This window comes from Paenibacillus sp. FSL H7-0690 (assembly GCF_037980415.1).
In the GTDB taxonomy this organism is placed as follows: Bacteria; Bacillota; Bacilli; order Paenibacillales; family Paenibacillaceae; genus Paenibacillus_AQ; species Paenibacillus_AQ odorifer.
In genome coordinates this window covers 6,402,302-6,419,741 of record NZ_CP150281.1, presented here as the reverse complement: position 1 = coordinate 6,419,741, position 17,440 = coordinate 6,402,302, and the positions used below count along the sequence as shown (strand labels likewise).

Sequence of the window (17,440 nt, the reverse complement as noted above, 5' to 3'; positions counted from 1 at the left end):
GGCTGCTTTTACATAATATAGATTTTGATGTGATTTAGTAGCGATTTTCTATAGTATCTTGTGTTCCAATAACCGTTATCGTATAAAACGCTTCAATTGTCTTCTTACTTTGGGTAAAATAATAAGCTCTAATAACAGCTTCTCCTTTACTGAGCCCACGATAGACTCCATTCTGTTCTTGCAGAACAACTGGCTTAGAAGCATCCTCACTTGATTTATTACTTACTATCTCCCATTGTAGTTTGTGTAAAATGCTATCAGGTAGATTTCCATAAGGAGTTATCCATAAGCAGGGTAGCAAATTAAGGGATTCTCCGACTGTGATTTTTCCTGATTCCGGGTGGAATAATAGTCCAGGATCAAGAGGCACACTTATTGTATGAATATTACTGATAGTACCAGCGGCTTTGACCTGGATCTGGATATTTTCATGTGAACTTAAGCCCTTTAATATAACGTTCTTCGTGGAAGTTGTTATAGTTGAGACAGGAGTAGGATTATCCGCTGCGACAAATCCAGCATATTCAAGATCATTCTGGTTAACCAAACTCCATTCATACTGCTCTTTACTTGCGCTGTCAGGATCAGTAATTACCTCTAAATTAATTGTTTCTTCCTGGAAAACACTCTTAGATCCTTTGATTGTTAAGGACTTAAGTCCAACAGTTATTGTTTTGAAGGTATTAACGCCACCTGTATTCAAATCAGTAGTTACAGTAAGTTTTACAGTATATACCCCTGATTTTGTTGCTGTAAGATGAGCCTGGTCGTTATCACTATTAAGAGCTACATCATTAGTTGGTAATCCATTTGCATCCACGACGCTCCATGAAAATTGGGTTCCCGTTTCTTTTGTTAAGTAAATAGCGTTGAAATCTATTTTCTCATTTACAAGAGCACTGTTAGGTCCAACAATATTTAATTGTGGATCGAGAACAGTAACAGTAGCCTTACTAATAAGATTACTTCCATCGTTAGCAGCTACTGTAATTTCAGCAGAGCCAACCTTTTTACCAGACACGACGCCTAATGGACTAACACTAACAATATTATCGTTGCTTGATGTCCAGATCAGTTGATTGAATTTCTCCAAGGGCTTAATAATCAGAGAAAGCATTTGGCTATCTCCTAATAAAAGTTGTGCTCCACTTAACTCTAAAGTAGTTATTCTGTCGATGGCAGTAATCGTCATCTCAGAAAATTTAATGATCGTACGCACTAGCGGATTAGAAGACGGCGACGGTGTCGGCGTTGATGATGGTGTCGGTGTTGGTGTTGGTACAGGAACTGGTCCCGTATAGGGAAGGATAGCAATATAGCATGATGCAGTACTCAGAGAAGCGGCAATTACATTGCCATATACATTCCCATTGCTGATGTTTAGTGCTGCTTTAGGAGCCAGGATCGAACCTTTTATTTCTACCCCCGAGATATTGACCGTTGTTGCATCTGGAAAGTTATATAGGATGTTGTTACCTGTTGTATTCTGTGGCAGATCAAAGGCTTTGTGAACATTAACAGTTGAACCAGTAATAGTATAAATCATAGTAGAGCCTGAAGAAGCAGTAATATTAGTCCATCCTGCCTGATTAAAATAATCTGATGTAAGGTTAAATATGTTGACTGAATGATCTCCTTTAATATATAAACCGTTATATTTTAGCTCTGTTGTTCCATTTTGCGGAACCGTGGCTAGTTGATTCGATAGATTCACATAATATTGTTGAGCTGACGCAAAATCGATAAGTGTATCGGTAACCTTCCTGTATGTTCCTGAGATGATGCTGCCACTATCAACTTTATTGAATTCTCCTTGGTGAATGATATTTCCATATACAGTACCATTGGTGAAATCTAGGTTACCACCAGTAACTATAGCATAAGGTACTTTGTTGCCGTTGGACATGTTAATGTCCACGCTACTGGTAGTAGTATCACCCCCAGCTGCCAGGTTACCCCTCAAAGAAGCAGTCACTGTGGCTTTTCCAAATATAAAAGCATTATAATCACCAGCAATTCCAAGCCCGGAGCCAGTTGCAGAAACCGATGGGTTGAAATTAGAAGTAGCGCTAGATGATGGACTAGCCGTGACAACTGCTGTCGCCGTTGGAGTAGGAGATGCAGAAGGAACAGCATGAATATCTACGAAGTCAACTAAGGCATTATTGAATATATATCTTGCTGCTACATTTGCTGATACATTAATAGTGAATTTGATGGGTTCATGAGAATCGGGTTGGAACGTCTTAATCCCATTCATGTTCTTCAATGTATAAGTAATGTTATTAAGCGGCTTCTCTAATGTTAGTCCTGTTTCTACACTACCAGAAGGATTAGTCATCCCATCAGGTAAACCTGATGCTTCAAGTTTAATGTTCGCTGGTAGAGTATCACGGAAAATAATATTAGAAATTACTTGATGATCGTAGGCTTGATCGATAGTACTTACTTGATCAAAAGGAATAGGCTTGGCTTGAATGACATAAGTGATAGTAAAAGATTCGTTTTTTGCTACTTCGCCGCTAGTGCTAACATTGGTTGACAATTCCCGTGATAATTCAAGATTCGATCTTGCCTCCGAAATGGTAATATCAATATTTTTGGGAGATGCATAAGCGCCTTGCTTATCACGCGCTGTAATTTCTATTGTGAGTTTACCACCGCTCGGCAGAGGGTTTGGAAATACCTGATGAATAGTTTCTCCTGAAAGAATTGCCTTCTCTGCCATCCCTGTATTAGGTAGATAAGTATCTCCGGACTTAAAACGAATAGTTGTAAATAAATCACGATCTTTTAAATCGGGATCTTCGACAACATAATCTATTAATAGTTCATTCTGGTAAGAAGGCTTTATTTCACCTTGCTGAGGTGTTGATACAGTGATCTCTGGCGCATGATTTGCACCAATATACGCGCGATACATTGTATTGACGAAGAGCTTTTGCTCCCATTCCGGAAATTTAATGCTGGATGTTCCGAATACATGACCAGTACCTGAGTAAGTGACATTTCCTTTTGAGTATGTGTAATAGTGGTTCCAGCTATCATCGATATCGCGCGAACTCCCGGTTATGTTATACCATGGGATGACCGAAGCATCCTCCAGATCCAAAGTGAAGTATTGATTATGTGTAGTTGCTACTTGTGGTGGAATAATATTTGTCTGCTCATTATTTGCATTGATAGTACTTAAGTAGAAAGGGTACTGGGTCAGCAAGCCATCATTGATTGGTTTGACTGTAGTTGAGGGACTAGGAGCGTTTAAACCTAAGTTTGTTTCCGGGTCGATCTGACCCGTGATTTTTTTGAATTTTTTAACCCAATTACTTTTATTTTGATATACCGTATCATGTGTGAACATAACGCTTTGTTTAGTAACCTCGGTAAAATCAATAACAGCCTGGGTTGCAAGGTCACTTAACGGGGCTTTGTCATTATAAACATCGCGAAATCCAAAAATGAGCATATCATATACGCCGTTTAATCCATATTTATTATCTTTGGCATACTGAGTCGCAATATCGGTGTTGAATTCGGAAATGGTCTTGGTTGTAATTTTTAACTCGTAGCTGCTATTACTTAGGAAGCTTTGCGTCATATTTTCAGGATTGCGTAAACTACTGCTTCTTTCATTAGCAGCGATAGTAGGCAACACCTGAAGAATATTAACGATTGTTTTCTTGCCAAGGAATTGAATCGTACCGCTATCAAAGTCTTTTAATTTGTTCGGATTTAAGTTATCTACGATTTCTAGCTTCCAATATAGAAGCCCGGAGTATGTATTAGGAAGCTTGTATACAATTTCACCATTAGGATCTTGATTTAAAGTCTGTACAGCTACGACGTCATTTTCAGTCATTTTAATCGACTTATCTACACTGACATACAATTTGGCTAGAATGGGACGATCGTTGAGATTATTTACATTTGATACGTTGAATTTAAAACTAAGATTATTTCCGGGTTTATAAACATGTTCCTGGTTCTGGCTGTAATCAATAATGTTAGCTTTATTAGTAATTTGAATACGAGGACGTTGCTTTAAAAGATCCTTCTGAGCAGAAGACTCTTTCTTCAAATTTTCGATCCATGTATTTAACTCATTGTTATCGACGAACTTAACATTTGATTTTGGTGTTAATGTCCGGTAGGTATTGAAGGTGTTGTACAATATTCCTCGCTGGTTAGTTGTTTGCGTATCAAACGGCTCTTTGTTGAGTAATACGTAAAGTCCTTTATTAATAAAATAGTCGGTAATTTCTTTGGCTTTCAGGGCAGTTATGTCATTCATAACTGCTTTGGTATTATGATCTTTTCCGGAGACCCCACTTGTACTGTAAGTCCCCTTCCCGATATATACCGCATCATATCTCCCGTCCAGATCATCCCGCAGCGCCACAAAGCGCTTCATACTCATCGTGTCGATGGTAAGGTTAGATATTCCCGTTTTTAGAGACGCAAGCTCACTAACCCCACTCTCTGTAACCTCCAGCATACGAATTTGGTATTCATTAGAACTGGCATCGACATTCATAAAGTGATTTTTGATTGGCAGAACAAGCAGAAGGAGAAGCAGGGTAGTTACTGTAAAAATAAAAACTTTTTTGTTACTGGCAAGTTTCATTGTCATCTCTCCCTGATTGTTAACTATTGGCAGATATGGTCGTATTCCGTCTCGTATATGCTAGATTCCGACAGCCTTTTTCATTCCGTGTCGTTGTAAAATTATCCAATCTATGTTATATACATTCTAGGACATTCAGCATTGATAGACAACATAAATCTATTGAAATATACCTATTAAATTATAACTAAAGTCCTAGTTAGATTGAAAAATACTCAAAATTGACAAATTTATGGAAGGTCTATTTATGGTAATTATATCTTTCGTTTTTGAGGGAATCTTGCTGGGAATTTGATTTCTATTTCTATAAAAAATATCCATTATTTCAGCCGGCATAAATAACGGCATACGGAGATGAATAGACTTGACTATCGCGAAAAAGAGACTGGGAGACTTGCTGGTAGAAAATAATATTATTTCGCAGGACCAGTTGCTTGAGGCTCTCGCGGAACAGCGTAAGAGTAAACGTAAGCTCGGCGATCTGCTAATCTCTCAAGGTTATATCACGGAGCAGCAGCTGATTGAAGTGCTTGAATTTCAACTCGGCATCCCGCATGTCAGTTTATTTAAATACCAGATAGATCCCGCAATCACGCAGATTATCCCTGAAAGTATGGCTAAGCGATATCAGGTGCTTCCCTTCTTAAAAGAGGGTGGTAAGCTGATGGTTGCGATGGCGGACCCGCTGGATTATTTTGCGATAGAAGATTTACGAATGAGTACTGGTTTTCGGATCGAACCCGCTATTTCTACGAGAGATGAGCTGCAGCGGGCGATTGCGCGTCACTATGGCATGCGCGATTCTATGAATCAGATGCTGGTAGAACTTCCGACACAGGAAGAAATAGAGGAGACCGAGATTACAGATGAGGACTCTCCAATCGTACGTTTGGTCAACCAGATGATTCAGCAGGCAGTTGCCCTGCGGGCGTCTGATATACATATGGATCCAGGTGAAAATAATTTAACCATCCGCTACCGCATTGACGGAACCTTACGGACAGAGCGGATTATTCCTAAGCAAATGCAGGGCTTTATCACCGCCCGTCTGAAAATAATGGCCCGCCTGAATATCGCAGAACGGCGTTTGCCGCAGGACGGGCGGATCAAAATGCAGTTCGATTACAAAATGGTAGATATTCGTGTGTCTTCATTACCAACGATGCACGGAGAGAAGATTGTGCTGCGGCTGCTAGATTTAAGCACAGGGGTCAAATCCGTAGATGCTTTGGGATTCAGTGAGGGGAATGCAGAAGCTTTTAAGGAGATGATAGCTCGTCCTTATGGGATTTTGCTAATCACGGGCCCTACAGGTAGCGGAAAAACAACAACTTTATATTCAGCGTTAAATCAACTTAATGTAGAAAGCGCAAATATTATCACAGTCGAAGATCCAGTGGAATACCAGCTTGAAGGAGTAAATCAGGTGCACGTAAACTCGGCTATTGGACTAACCTTTGCAGCTGGGCTACGTTCGATTCTTCGACAAGATCCGAATATCGTAATGGTCGGTGAGATACGGGATGCTGAAACTGCTGAAATTGCTGTTCGCGCCTCATTAACGGGTCATCTAGTGTTGTCTACTTTACATACAAACGATGCGATTAGCTCCGTCTCCCGATTGCGGGATATGGGGGTAGAACCTTATTTGATCGCTTCTTCGCTGATTGGTGTGGTAGCACAGCGGCTGGTGCGCAAAATTTGCACTGACTGCAAAGAAACCTACAAACCATCTGAACAGGAAGCAATTATGCTACGTAGCCTAGGACTACCTGCGGAAGAGTTACAGCGTGGACGCGGCTGTGGTAGCTGTAACAATTCTGGCTATCGTGGACGAATAGCGATTCATGAAGTACTCAGTATTGATGATCACTTACGGCAGCTCATTACAAACACTGCCTCAGTAGAGGAACTGCGTGCAGCAGGTAAAGCGCGAGGGCTTGTTCAACTGATGGATGACGGACTACTCAAGGTCAGTCAAGGAATTACAACGCTTCAAGAAGTCATGCGCGAGACGGTCTCACATTAGAGGTTAACAGCGATTTAGCATTCTAACTTAGGGGGAGCGGCTAATGCCAACGTATACGCGGGATATTAGACAACTATTACAAACGGCTTACTCCTCCAAAGCTTCTGACTTACATATTTCCGTAGGATCACCGCCGGTTATTCGGATGGATGGAAAGCTGCACTCGCTTGAGGGTGAGTCCGTGGTTGCTGAAGAAGCGGCAGATATGGCCAAAATGCTACTTGGTAATGAACGAATTGAAGCATTTCGGAATGCGGGCGAGTTGGATTTTTCATATCCGCTTGATGGTGGGGTAAGATTCCGGGTGAACGTTTATCGTCAGCGGGGCGAGGTTAGTATCGCCGCCCGGGCCATTCCTGCAGAGATTCCGAGTCTGGAACAGCTGTCGATGCCTTCGATTTTAACTACTTTGTCGCTTAAGCCACAAGGTCTAATTTTGGTTACAGGACCCACAGGCAGCGGCAAATCTTCTACGCTTGCAGCTATGCTGAATTATATTAACCAGACGGAGAGCAAGCATATAGTGACGTTGGAAGATCCGATAGAATTTCTACATAACCATGGAACCTGTCTAGTAGATCAACGTGAAGTGGGAAGTGATACGGCTAGTTTTGCTAATGGATTGCGTGCTGCCTTACGTCAGGATCCGGATGTCATTCTCGTTGGTGAGATGCGGGATTTGGAGACCATTTCAGCAGCGGTTACGGCCGCAGAGACAGGTCATCTTGTGATGGCAACTTTACACACAACAGACGCACCACAGACGATTGACCGAATTATCGACGCTTTTCCGGGCCATCAGCAGGGACAGATTCGTTCACAACTAGCATCAGTGCTGCTGGCAGTAGTCAGTCAGCGGTTGTTCCCAAGGGCTGGAGGTCGGGGGCGTTTATGCGCTACGGAAATTTTGATCAATACACCAGCCGTAGCCAATCTTATTCGTACCGAAAAAACACATCAGATCAAAAATGTGATGCAAACGGGACGCTCACAAGGCTTGCACACCTTGGACATGAGCATCCGTGACTATTTATCGCAGGGGCTTATTGATCCAACAGCAGCTAAGGCGTTTATGGCGGAGGTGAGCAGCTGATGCCTCTTTTTGAATATCAGGTGAAGACATCCGCAGGCAAATCTATCAAAGGGAAACTAACGGCAACCGATAAACCTACGGCGATGGAGGAGCTACGCAAGCGGGGACTTACGGTATTTTCACTGATTGAACGCAAAACCACAATTTTATCGATGGACATTTATATTGGTAATCCCGTTAAGCCGATTCATTTCATCATTTATTGCAGGCAGTTTGCCACGCTTATGCGGGCGGGGGTATCGATTGTGGATGCAACGCGTATTTTGGCAGAGCAGACCGAGAGTAAGCCACTGCGCAAAGCGTTAGTAGATGTTAATTCCAGCCTGATGCGCGGGATATCGTTTTCACAAGCCGTTCAGGATCATAAAAAAATCTTCCCGCAGCTATTTGTCAGTATGATCCGTGCCGGTGAGGAATCCGGTGATATTGAGGGGACGTTGGACAGGTTGGCTATGTTTTTTGAGAAACAGCACACCACGACAGAGAAGATAAAATCAGCGCTTACGTACCCGATTACCGTAGGGGTTATGGCGATTGCCGCGGTTATCTATCTACTTTGGGCGATTGTGCCGCAATTTGTGACCATGTTCGAATCGATGGATGCCGAGCTTCCGGCAATTACACAGATGGTCTTGGCACTTAGCAAAAGCATTCAAGGTCAATGGTATTTCTGGATACTCGGAGTACTCCTCCTAGTGATAGCTTTTCAGATTACAAAACGTACGGAAAAGGGTGCTTACGCTCTGGATTATGCCAAGCTTAAGATACCTGTGTTTGGTAAGCTGAATCAAAAAGGCTCGATTGCTCAGTTTACGCGCACATTTTCTTCTCTTTATGCCAGCTCTGTACCGATCCTACAGTCCTTGGTGATTGTTGAGGAGGTAGCAGGAAATAAGGTCATCGGGAAATTCATCCGTAGTGCAGGGGATTCGCTGAGACAAGGAAATCCACTATCTGAGCCGCTAAAAAAAGCTTGGGTCTTCCCGCCACTAGTTACGCAGATGATAGCGATTGGCGAAGAGACGGGGGCGCTCGACACGATGTTGTCCAAGGTAGCTGATTTTTATGAGATGGACGTGGAGAATACCGTTGACCGTCTGAAATCGCTGCTTGAACCACTATTGATCGCTTTTCTAGCCGCTGTTGTAGGTGTCATTGTAGCCGCCATTATGCTGCCGATGTTCAGTCTGTACGGTAATATGTGAACCTCTTGGTTCCTTGTATATATTGAGAGGGGTGACGCCGGGGAGGCGGGGCAAGATCCACGAACTTACGCTGGCATTTAGACGACGATGGACGAGCTGTTTCCGTAAGCACAAGAAAGATGATGCTGGATTCACTGAAATGAAGAATATAGGTTTTATCACTCACACACCACTTAGAGGGGGAAATCAAATGTTAGCACAAGCCATTAAGAGAAGATTAAGCAAAGAGGAAAATCAAAAGGGGTTTACGCTGATTGAGTTGCTGGCGGTTATTGTTATTTTGGGGATTATTGCGGTAATTGCTATACCTTTGATTGGGAATGTAATATCGAATGCTAAAGAAGATTCTGATGTAGCAACAGCTCGTCAAATTTATGATGCATCAAGATTATATATTGTTGGTGAAAAAGATGGGAAGTTTAATGATGATACTGCTGCTGTAACGGTAACTCTTAAAGAAATGCAAGATGAAGGTTATCTAGATAAGGAGATCAGTCTTCCAAGTTCAAAAGCAAAGATCACTGAGGCAACAGTTAATTATACCAAGGAAGGACAATTGGATAACATTGTAATTAAACCAATAGCAGCTGGTGCAGATAAAACAACAGGTGTTTTTACAGCTAAACAAGTCTTAAGTTCTAAAGCAAAATAATATATAACTTACTACTGTTATTATATTCCACTGATTTGTTTCCTTAAGGAATCGGACTTCCCGATTCCTTTTTTAAAATCCAGAAGCTAACAGAGGACAACCATGACGATATTTATCGCAAGTTACATCACATTACTGGGTCTGATTCTAGGCTCCTTCTATAACGTAGTAGCGCTGCGGGTGCCGGCCAAGGGATCCTTGCTTAATCCGCCGTCACATTGCCCGAACTGCAACACGCGGCTGAAAGCGCGGGATTTGTTTCCGGTGCTAAGCTACCTGCTGTCAGGAGGCAAGTGCCGATACTGCGGCACAAGGGTATCGCCATTATACCCGCTTGGAGAAGCGGCAACGGGTTTGCTTTTTTTATGGGTGTATTTGCAATTTGGCCTGACGGGTAAGGGAATCATCGGGTTCATTCTTGTGAGTTTAGTGGTTATCGTGACGGTTGCGGATTTGAAGTACATGCTGATTCCCAACAAGGTATTGTTGTTTTTTTTACCGCTGCTGCTGATTCTTGTACTGCTATTTCCAGAAGGACCGATATGGCATCATCTGCTAGGAGCTGTGCTTGGGGGAGGGGGCCTTATCCCTTTTGTTCTATTAGGTGGCATGGGGGCTGGAGATGTGAAGTTATTTGCGCTGTTGGGTTTGGTGATTGGCTTTCCGAATGTAATTTTGGCCTTTTTTGTGGCTTGTCTGCTTGGGAGCGTGGTGGGCGGACTGCTGATGCTGCTCGGTGTAATCAAACGTAAACAGCCGGTACCCTTCGGCCCATGGTTAGCTATAGGAGCTTTAATTAGTTTTGGATATGGTTCACACATCATCGGCGCGTATCTCTCGCTCATCGGATAGGAGGACATCGATCACATGCTTGGATTAGGCCCCAAAGTGGCCGGACTTTCAATTGAAGCTGCCGGAATCCGTTATATTAGTTTTAAGAATAAACAGTCATGGGAAGTCCGTAAAAAACGGTTTCTCCCGCTCCTTCCAGGCATGATCATTGAGAATCAGGTGGCGGATAGCGAGGCGCTTTATGATCGGGTAAGGCAGTGGGTGAAGAAGGAAGGGTTAAGGGGAAGTAAGGTTTCTTTGTCCATTCCACCTTCGCAGATCATTATCCGTAAAATGAGTATTCCTAGTACCAATGACAAACAGGTAGAACAACTCGTGAAGCTGGAAGTGGAGACGGGATTGCATTTACCTTTTGAAAATCCTGTCTACGACTATGTAACGCTCGAAGTGGATGAGGAGCAAAGTCATCTGCTCGTATTTGCTGCTCCGCGAAAATCGATTCAGGATTACGTAGAAATTCTGGAGCGGGCGGGTCTTCGGATAAGCAGTGTCGAAATTTCGGCAACCGCCTTGGCGCGTGCTATAACCACTGGGCACGGGGAGAGCTTTGCGGAGACGATGCTGATTAATATGGAGCCATCGGTAATGGACATTTATATGTTCAGAAACGGGAATCCGGTCTTCATTCGTACGATAAACTTACTTGATCTACATAAAGGAAGAAATTTAGCGGGAATGGATCTTTTGACAGACAGTGAAACCTTGGCAGAAACAGCTGTCGCTGTGGAAGAACATTTATCACCCGAGCAAATGGTTGAAATCACTGCGGAAATCTCCCGTATGCTCAGCTTTTATCAATACAGCTTGCATGATGGTTCCACTCGTATCAACAATTTAGTGATTACGGGCACTCCCTCGATTCGTAAACAACTGGACCTGGAACTCCAGCAGTCCCTAGCTGAACTTGAAATAACACCAATAAGTCTGGAACAGATGGCTAGTGCTGCTGTTTCTGACCCTGATCTAAATGATTACCGTGTAGCTGCCGGGACCGCTCTAAAAAATAGCATCAACACGGATACGATTGATCTATTGCCGAGAGAAGATCGGGAGACGTTGCTATTTCCTTATGTCACGATGGGGCTTGTAGCGATCTGGCTGCTGGGGATGATCGGAACGGGGATTTATTTTTCGGCCAATAAGGGTCAAATTTCTAACGGTAAAGAAGAGCTGCAAGGCCTGCAGGATCGCAGTTTAATGCTCCAAGTAGAGCTCGCGAAGCTTAAGAACAGCGGACCTGGACAACTGGATCGGAAAGCAGCCATCACAGTGCTTCAGGACAATAAGGTGATTGCTGTCCCTATCTTGGACGAATTAGTGGAAGGATTGCCTAAGGAGGCACTAATCCGTGATATTAACTATACCTACCGGACATCTATAGATCTGACTGTAAATGTATCCACTATGGAGGATGCTTCCAACTATTTAAGACAACTTCGCCAAATGTCTTTTACGGCCGATGCCTCTGTTCAAAAGCTTACTGAAGGAGCCGCCGATGCCATTTCATACAATACGTATACGGCTATTTATAAAGTGAACTTAGCAGCGGCTAAGCAGCAAAAAAGTGAAACGGATGCCAGCCAAGGGGAGGTGAGCAGCGATGGAACAGATCAATAAATATCGCTCTCCCATCGTACTAGGGGTGTTAATTCTATTCCTGATATTGTTTGCGTTCTATATGCTAGGTGTTCAGCCGACTAATAAGGAAATTTCCGCACAGAGCAGCGAGATCAGTCAGTTGGAAAAGGAAGCAGAAATGCTCCAAACCAAAATCAATGAGCTGAAGGGCAGCGGCAATGAGGGAGATCTAGAACAGAAGGAATTACTGGGGGAACTCCCAAAGGGCGATGACAGCGAAGGTCTGATTGTTGATTTGCGGGAGGTTAGCACGTCCTCACAAGCGCGGCTAAAGGATCTTAGTTTTGTTTTGGATGAGGCTAATCCGATTCAACAAATGACAGGTTCAGCTGAGGTGTCATTCCCGACGGTCAAACAGATCAAAATGACTGCAGTGGTGGAGGGGACATATTCGGGGATACGGCAATGGATGGATGAACTACAAGCCTTACCTCGTATTGTGAATGTGGACTCTTTCAATTTTCAGCAATCCTACGAGAATCGTACTAAGAACAATACGGAGAGTATTTTGACTGCTAACGTAGCTTTTACAGCGTATTATGAGGCCACCGCAGCAGCATCCAATTAGGGTTCTAGTACTACTTTATTTAATTATATTACTCCGCTTTTCCTGTGAATCAGGAGGGTGGAGTTTTTTTATATTTTCAAAAGAGTTGTAATACGTTTTCATTCCTCTGTTTATTGGGTATTTTAGCTTGCGGGGTGCATAAGCTGAAACAGTGGCGATCGCCTGTATTTTTTAGATGAAAGAGGAGGAACTTCAGATGAACAAAAAATGGATGCTTGGTTCGTTGGCCCTATCCTTAGGCCTTTTATCAGCAGGTAGCGGAGTTATGGCAGCTTCATCATCAGTGGGAAGCTCGGCAATAAAAAATGTGGCTGTGATTGGCACAGGAAAAGAAGGCCCAGCTACCATAAACAATTTGACGGTAAAAAGTGTGGTTCCGCTTGTTGTACATGCCAGAGCAATCTATTTCTATACTAGCCGCGGGGGCAACTTTTTCCCGATGGAAACCTTCATGTATAAAGCGCAAGAGTACCGTTACCTTTCCAATGATATTGGGACAAAGGCGAAGCTGATGAATTACATAAAAAAAGCCTACACGCATAATGCAGCAGCTTATTATGTGCAGACTCAATTTTTGGAGCATGAAGGTAGAATGTCACAGGTGAATGCGGATCTTGGAAACTCATTAATGTTTGAAAAAGCCACCGCCCGAATGCTCTCCAAAACTGCAACAACCGCTGAATTTGACTTAACAGTTCCTTATTCGAGCGGGCAGGAAGGCAGTGAGTCGGTGTATGTGAAGCTGAAAAAGGTGAATGGATACTGGAGAATTGATACGTCACCGGATATTCTTTTTTGAGGTAGGTTTAGGGTAGAAGAGGAAAGGTAAAGAGGTTCTACGCTTGGGCGCGGATAAGGTCAGAGGTATATGCAACACCAGCGAATTTACCTTTGCGAGTGATAATGACACAATCATTTTTCATAGGATCTGGGCGGTTCATAGCGAGGCTCAATACCATATCGAGTGGAGTGGAAATGTCAAGAATGAGCGGGGTTTTGTTCATAAGCTTCATGGCAGGTTCTCTGTAGAACAGGTCTACTCCCGATCTTCCTGTAGCTTTCAAAAAGAAACGTTCGCTCATCAACAATCCGAGGGGTTCATTCATAGCATTGCAGACGACGATACATTTGGATTCTGGATGCTGAAACATGACGCGAAGGGCTTCTCTGCAAGTGCGTGAGGCAAAAATAGCAGGAGCACTGCGGACAATACCAGTAAGATCATTTACAAGAGCTGTTGTCATAGGATGTTCATCCTTTCTGATTATGGGTCTACTTCTAATGTACCCCTGAATCGTAAATTTCAAAGCCGGGTAACGTAAGCTACAGGTAAAATAGATGGCTGGAAAAAATAACCGATCAGACCTTAGGGGCTCTGACCGGTTATTTGTTGTTAGCTATTCACTGCGGACGCCGTCCTCCACCAGTTGCTTTCGGGGGACATCCGGGATTATGGATTTGCTCACGCCTCCACGATTAATGGCGATTAATCGTTTTTGTGCGTAATATACGTCGCGGGACAGTTTATTCACCTCAGTGGATTTACCGTCAACATACTTTGTAATGTAGGTTTCAACAATATATCCGGTTTTCCCATTTTGAATAACGCGTGAGCTGCCACGAGGCAGTGAAGAATCGTTTACGTATTTATCGACTGGTGGGAGTACCTCTACTGTTTTTGAATGAACTTTGTAAGTGACATTTTGCGGAAACGTGCCGAACAGCTTTATGGTCAGTGATTTACCCTGCACAGCTGCTTTAATTATGAGATATTTGCCAGTCGTATTGCGAAAACGAAAGTTGATATAACCTTCAGCGAATGTTGCGTCCTGACCTTTGGGCAAGTAGTTGACGGGCAAGGAATGATTACGGCGTTCCACAATTTCTAGCCCTATACGCAGTGCGGCATTGTAAAGAGTGCTCGACACTTGGCAGATCCCTCCACCAACACCTGCTTGCAGCTTGCCGTTCACAATCACCGGCGCTTCACGGAAGCCGTAATTCACCTTTGCTTTTTCTATAGCTTTTCCATAATCAAAGACGGCTCCAGGCGGGAGAATGGTTCCATCCACAGCTTTGGCAGCAGCTTCCACGTTGTAGCTTCGTCCAGGTCCACTTGCACCTAGAGAGGTGCTGAACTGCATTACTTTTCGCTCGATACCTTGTTCCTTTAATTTCTTTAAAGTTATGTCAGGCTGCAGGATTAACAAAGGGACCTGCATCGTGATTCCTTTCTCCAGCAGGGCATTCAGATGATTAAAGCTGGTGGGGGCAGCTGCTCCTAAGGAAGTCTCCAGAGCTGTCCAATCAACCTCCAGGGAAGTTTTCTCAGAAGTATATACGATTCGGTCATCGCCTGTAATTCGTCGTGTAGCGTCCACTGGTTCACCAAAGGACTCCTTCTCCCAACTGGGACTTAGAATCTTTTGAAATTGTGCGATTTCCAGATGGGTTTCAAGCTTCCACAACTTAGGGAAGTTATAGCGTGCCTTTACCCGCTCCCAAAGCGTTCCTTCGGCAAGCTCTTTTAAGCCCTGCTGAAAAGCAGAGGCATCATAGCTCAATCCAGTCTTACTAAGAGTTAGGGGTAAATCTGCATTGCCTTCCACTTTTAGCACTAGAGGGACGGATTCGAGGGCATGCAGCCGTTTATCCAGCTGGGAGCGGACCTCGGTGAGGGTCATACCTCCGACCTGCCAGCCGGCAAGGGTTGTACCCTTTGGAAGCGTGGTTTTGCTGCCATATAGATGAAGCCCTCCGTAAATACAGGAGCCGATAAGGACGAGTGCGATGACCACTATGAGGGCAGCATGGATTTTTTTCATGATTAATCTCCTTTTGGGGATTTGGATTGCGCTAAGCAGGCGCGGCCCTGTAACAGAACTTAAAGAACACTTCGTGGGATACCGATAATAAATTAGTAAGAAATAAGTAGTCTCTAATAAAGGGAGTTACGACATCTGATAACAGGCACCGCTAGGTGCTTTTTTATATGTATATGTCCAGTCACTACAAAACTTTCGAATAGTCGTGCAGTTACGGGGTACTCAATCAGTTACAGATTTGTTACAATAGATACATTGCGGAAATATTGAAGTTTATGGAAACTTGAGGTGGACAATGTCGATTCGCACAAGTGGAAAATGTCATAATTGGGAAGTGAGAAAATGATTGAAATGCAAGATGTATGGAAAACGTACCCTAACGGAACTCACGCACTGCAAGGAGTTTCAGTGAAAATCGACCGCAATGAATTCGTGTACGTTGTCGGCCCTTCCGGCGCGGGTAAATCTACTTTTATGAAATTGATTTATAGAGAAGAAGTGCCTACCAAAGGACAGATTTCGGTGGGAGGTTTCAATATAGGAAAGCTAAAACCACGCAAAATCCCTTATGTCCGCCGTAATATCGGCGTTGTATTTCAAGATTTTCGGCTTTTGCCCAGAATGACGGCATACGAGAATGTAGCTTTTGCTATGGAAGTTATTGAAGCGCCGAAAAAAGTCATCAAGAAGCGTGTGAATGAGGTTCTTGATTTGGTTGGGCTGAGAAGTAAAGCGAATCGTGAGCCCTCACAGCTTTCTGGTGGTGAGCAGCAACGGATCGCTATTGCACGGGCTATCGTCAACAATCCTTCTGTTATTATTGCGGACGAGCCTACAGGTAACTTAGACCCCGAGACTTCATGGGGCATTATGCAGCTGCTTGACGAGATTAATTTTCGTGGAACAACGATTGTAATGGCTACCCATAACAGAGATATTGTGAACAAAATGCGCAAACGGGTGCTTGCGATTGAGAATGGAAACATTGTCAGAGACCAAGCGAGAGGGGAATATGGTTATGAGTTTTAAAACCTTCTTGCGACATGTGCGGGAAGGCTTCAAAAGCGTATTCCGTAATGGCTGGATGTCGATCGCCTCAATCACTTCGATTGTTGTTTCTCTTTTTGTTCTAGGTGTATTTATTCTTCTTGTTCTTAACGTAAATTCTGTAGCTGATGAGGCAGACAGTCAGGTACAGATCAAAGTGCATCTAGCTTTGAATACGGATCAGAAGATGCGTGAGACCCTACAGACTGAAATTGGCAATATGCCGGAGATCAGCAAGATTACATTCATCTCCAAGGAACAGGGACTTAAAGATCTCCGCGCAGATATGGGCGAGGAGGCAGCAGAGCTTCTGGAAGGGTTCGATGAAGACAATAACCCGCTTCCAGATACCCTTCAGGTAGAAGTTATTGAACCTACTACCGTTGCTTTTGTGGCTGAGAAGATTCAAGCCCTTAACAAGACACATACCGAGCAGCCTATCTACAAAGTGAAATATGGCAAAGGCTCGATAGAAACATTGTTTAAAATTACGCGTGCCGTACGCAACATTGGCTTTATTTTTGTAGCGGGGCTGGCACTTATGTCTATGTTCCTTATCTCCAATACTATTCGGGTAACGATTCTTGCCCGGCGCAAAGAGATTGGGATTATGAAGCTGGTAGGTGCGACAAATTATTTTATTCGTTGGCCTTTCTTTATAGAAGGGGCATTAATTGGACTCATTGGATCATTGATTACTTCGGGTGTTTTATATGCCGGTTACAAGGGTTTGGAATCTTCGATACAGGGAGATCCAATGCTCGGATTGCAGCTGATCCCTTTCAGTGATATTTGGCTGCTGCTCGTAGGTCTGTTAGTTGGACTAGGTGTGTTGATCGGCGTCTGGGGAAGTACGGTTTCTATTCGTAAGTTTTTGAAAGTTTAATTTAAGAGTGAAGGATGGGGA

The 17,440-nt window shown here is 43.5% G+C and carries 13 protein-coding genes; 10 read left to right on the top strand and 3 right to left on the bottom strand.

The genetic code is table 11. The features are described 5' to 3' along the window. Window positions 1-34: 34 nt before the first annotated feature. Complete coding sequence (locus MHI32_RS28315) at window positions 35-4,624, bottom strand: DUF5057 domain-containing protein (RefSeq protein WP_340011484.1); 4,590 nt, start codon at window positions 4,622-4,624, stop codon at window positions 35-37. A gap of 364 nt (window positions 4,625-4,988) precedes the next feature. Between MHI32_RS28315 and MHI32_RS28310 the strand changes: the two genes are divergently transcribed. The 8 genes from MHI32_RS28310 (at window position 4,989) to MHI32_RS28275 (ending at window position 13,460) form a co-directional block, all read left to right on the top strand. After that, complete coding sequence (locus MHI32_RS28310) at window positions 4,989-6,653, top strand: ATPase, T2SS/T4P/T4SS family (protein WP_340011483.1); 1,665 nt, start codon at window positions 4,989-4,991, stop codon at window positions 6,651-6,653. Window positions 6,654-6,696: 43 nt separating this feature from the next. Continuing rightward, a complete protein-coding gene (locus MHI32_RS28305) occupies window positions 6,697-7,746 on the top strand; it encodes a type IV pilus twitching motility protein PilT (protein WP_076192431.1) in 1,050 nt (349 codons plus the stop codon). Next, window positions 7,746-8,951, top strand: a complete 1,206-nt coding sequence (locus MHI32_RS28300; protein WP_076123841.1) for a type II secretion system F family protein — start codon at window positions 7,746-7,748, stop codon at window positions 8,949-8,951. Before MHI32_RS28305 ends, MHI32_RS28300 begins: the two co-directional genes overlap by 1 nt. A 190-nt stretch (window positions 8,952-9,141) precedes the next feature. Further along, on the top strand, window positions 9,142-9,603 hold the full coding sequence (locus MHI32_RS28295; RefSeq protein WP_076282437.1) for a type II secretion system protein: 462 nt from the start codon (window positions 9,142-9,144) through the stop codon (window positions 9,601-9,603). Between the two features lie 102 nt (window positions 9,604-9,705). Then, a complete protein-coding gene (locus tag MHI32_RS28290; RefSeq protein WP_340011481.1) occupies window positions 9,706-10,455 on the top strand; it encodes a prepilin peptidase in 750 nt (249 codons plus the stop codon). Window positions 10,456-10,470: 15 nt separating this feature from the next. Continuing rightward, window positions 10,471-12,072 carry a pilus assembly protein PilM gene (pilM, locus tag MHI32_RS28285; protein ID WP_340011480.1) on the top strand — a complete coding sequence of 534 codons (1,602 nt, stop codon included), beginning with the start codon at window positions 10,471-10,473 and terminating at the stop codon, window positions 12,070-12,072. Further along, entirely contained in the window at window positions 12,056-12,661 is a 606-nt protein-coding gene (pilO, locus tag MHI32_RS28280) for a type 4a pilus biogenesis protein PilO (protein ID WP_340011479.1), read from the top strand. Before pilM ends, pilO begins: the two co-directional genes overlap by 17 nt. Before the next feature lie 196 nt (window positions 12,662-12,857). Next, complete coding sequence (locus MHI32_RS28275) at window positions 12,858-13,460, top strand: DL-endopeptidase inhibitor IseA family protein (RefSeq protein ID WP_051491029.1); 603 nt, start codon at window positions 12,858-12,860, stop codon at window positions 13,458-13,460. Between the two features lie 37 nt (window positions 13,461-13,497). On the opposite strand, the gene MHI32_RS28270 is transcribed toward MHI32_RS28275, so the two are convergent. Both MHI32_RS28270 and MHI32_RS28265 read right to left on the bottom strand, forming a co-directional pair. Further along, the gene (locus MHI32_RS28270) at window positions 13,498-13,905 is read right to left on the bottom strand and encodes a CBS domain-containing protein (RefSeq protein WP_076123832.1); all 408 of its coding nucleotides are present in this window, start codon (window positions 13,903-13,905) and stop codon (window positions 13,498-13,500) included. Between the two features lie 153 nt (window positions 13,906-14,058). After that, on the bottom strand, window positions 14,059-15,486 hold the full coding sequence (locus MHI32_RS28265; protein ID WP_340011477.1) for a VanW family protein: 1,428 nt from the start codon (window positions 15,484-15,486) through the stop codon (window positions 14,059-14,061). Between the two features lie 342 nt (window positions 15,487-15,828). Between MHI32_RS28265 and ftsE the strand changes: the two genes are divergently transcribed. Together ftsE and ftsX are read left to right on the top strand one after the other, a co-directional pair. Next, complete coding sequence (gene ftsE / locus MHI32_RS28260) at window positions 15,829-16,515, top strand: cell division ATP-binding protein FtsE (RefSeq protein ID WP_036678556.1); 687 nt, start codon at window positions 15,829-15,831, stop codon at window positions 16,513-16,515. Continuing rightward, window positions 16,505-17,419 carry a permease-like cell division protein FtsX gene (gene ftsX / locus MHI32_RS28255; protein ID WP_076123828.1) on the top strand — a complete coding sequence of 305 codons (915 nt, stop codon included), beginning with the start codon at window positions 16,505-16,507 and terminating at the stop codon, window positions 17,417-17,419. Before ftsE ends, ftsX begins: the two co-directional genes overlap by 11 nt. The last annotated feature ends 21 nt before the right edge of the window (window positions 17,420-17,440 follow it).

Coding starts and splice junctions, on each gene's coding strand:
- MHI32_RS28315 (WP_340011484.1), bottom strand. CDS start 4,624: ATGAAACTTGCCAGTAACAAAAAAGTTTTTATTTTTACAGTAACTACC.
- MHI32_RS28305 (WP_076192431.1), top strand. CDS start 6,697: ATGCCAACGTATACGCGGGATATTAGACAACTATTACAAACGGCTTAC.
- MHI32_RS28300 (WP_076123841.1), top strand. CDS start 7,746: ATGCCTCTTTTTGAATATCAGGTGAAGACATCCGCAGGCAAATCTATC.
- MHI32_RS28295 (WP_076282437.1), top strand. CDS start 9,142: ATGTTAGCACAAGCCATTAAGAGAAGATTAAGCAAAGAGGAAAATCAA.
- MHI32_RS28290 (WP_340011481.1), top strand. CDS start 9,706: ATGACGATATTTATCGCAAGTTACATCACATTACTGGGTCTGATTCTA.
- pilM (WP_340011480.1), top strand. CDS start 10,471: ATGCTTGGATTAGGCCCCAAAGTGGCCGGACTTTCAATTGAAGCTGCC.
- pilO (WP_340011479.1), top strand. CDS start 12,056: ATGGAACAGATCAATAAATATCGCTCTCCCATCGTACTAGGGGTGTTA.
- MHI32_RS28275 (WP_051491029.1), top strand. CDS start 12,858: ATGAACAAAAAATGGATGCTTGGTTCGTTGGCCCTATCCTTAGGCCTT.
- MHI32_RS28270 (WP_076123832.1), bottom strand. CDS start 13,905: ATGACAACAGCTCTTGTAAATGATCTTACTGGTATTGTCCGCAGTGCT.
- MHI32_RS28265 (WP_340011477.1), bottom strand. CDS start 15,486: ATGAAAAAAATCCATGCTGCCCTCATAGTGGTCATCGCACTCGTCCTT.
- ftsE (WP_036678556.1), top strand. CDS start 15,829: ATGATTGAAATGCAAGATGTATGGAAAACGTACCCTAACGGAACTCAC.
- ftsX (WP_076123828.1), top strand. CDS start 16,505: ATGAGTTTTAAAACCTTCTTGCGACATGTGCGGGAAGGCTTCAAAAGC.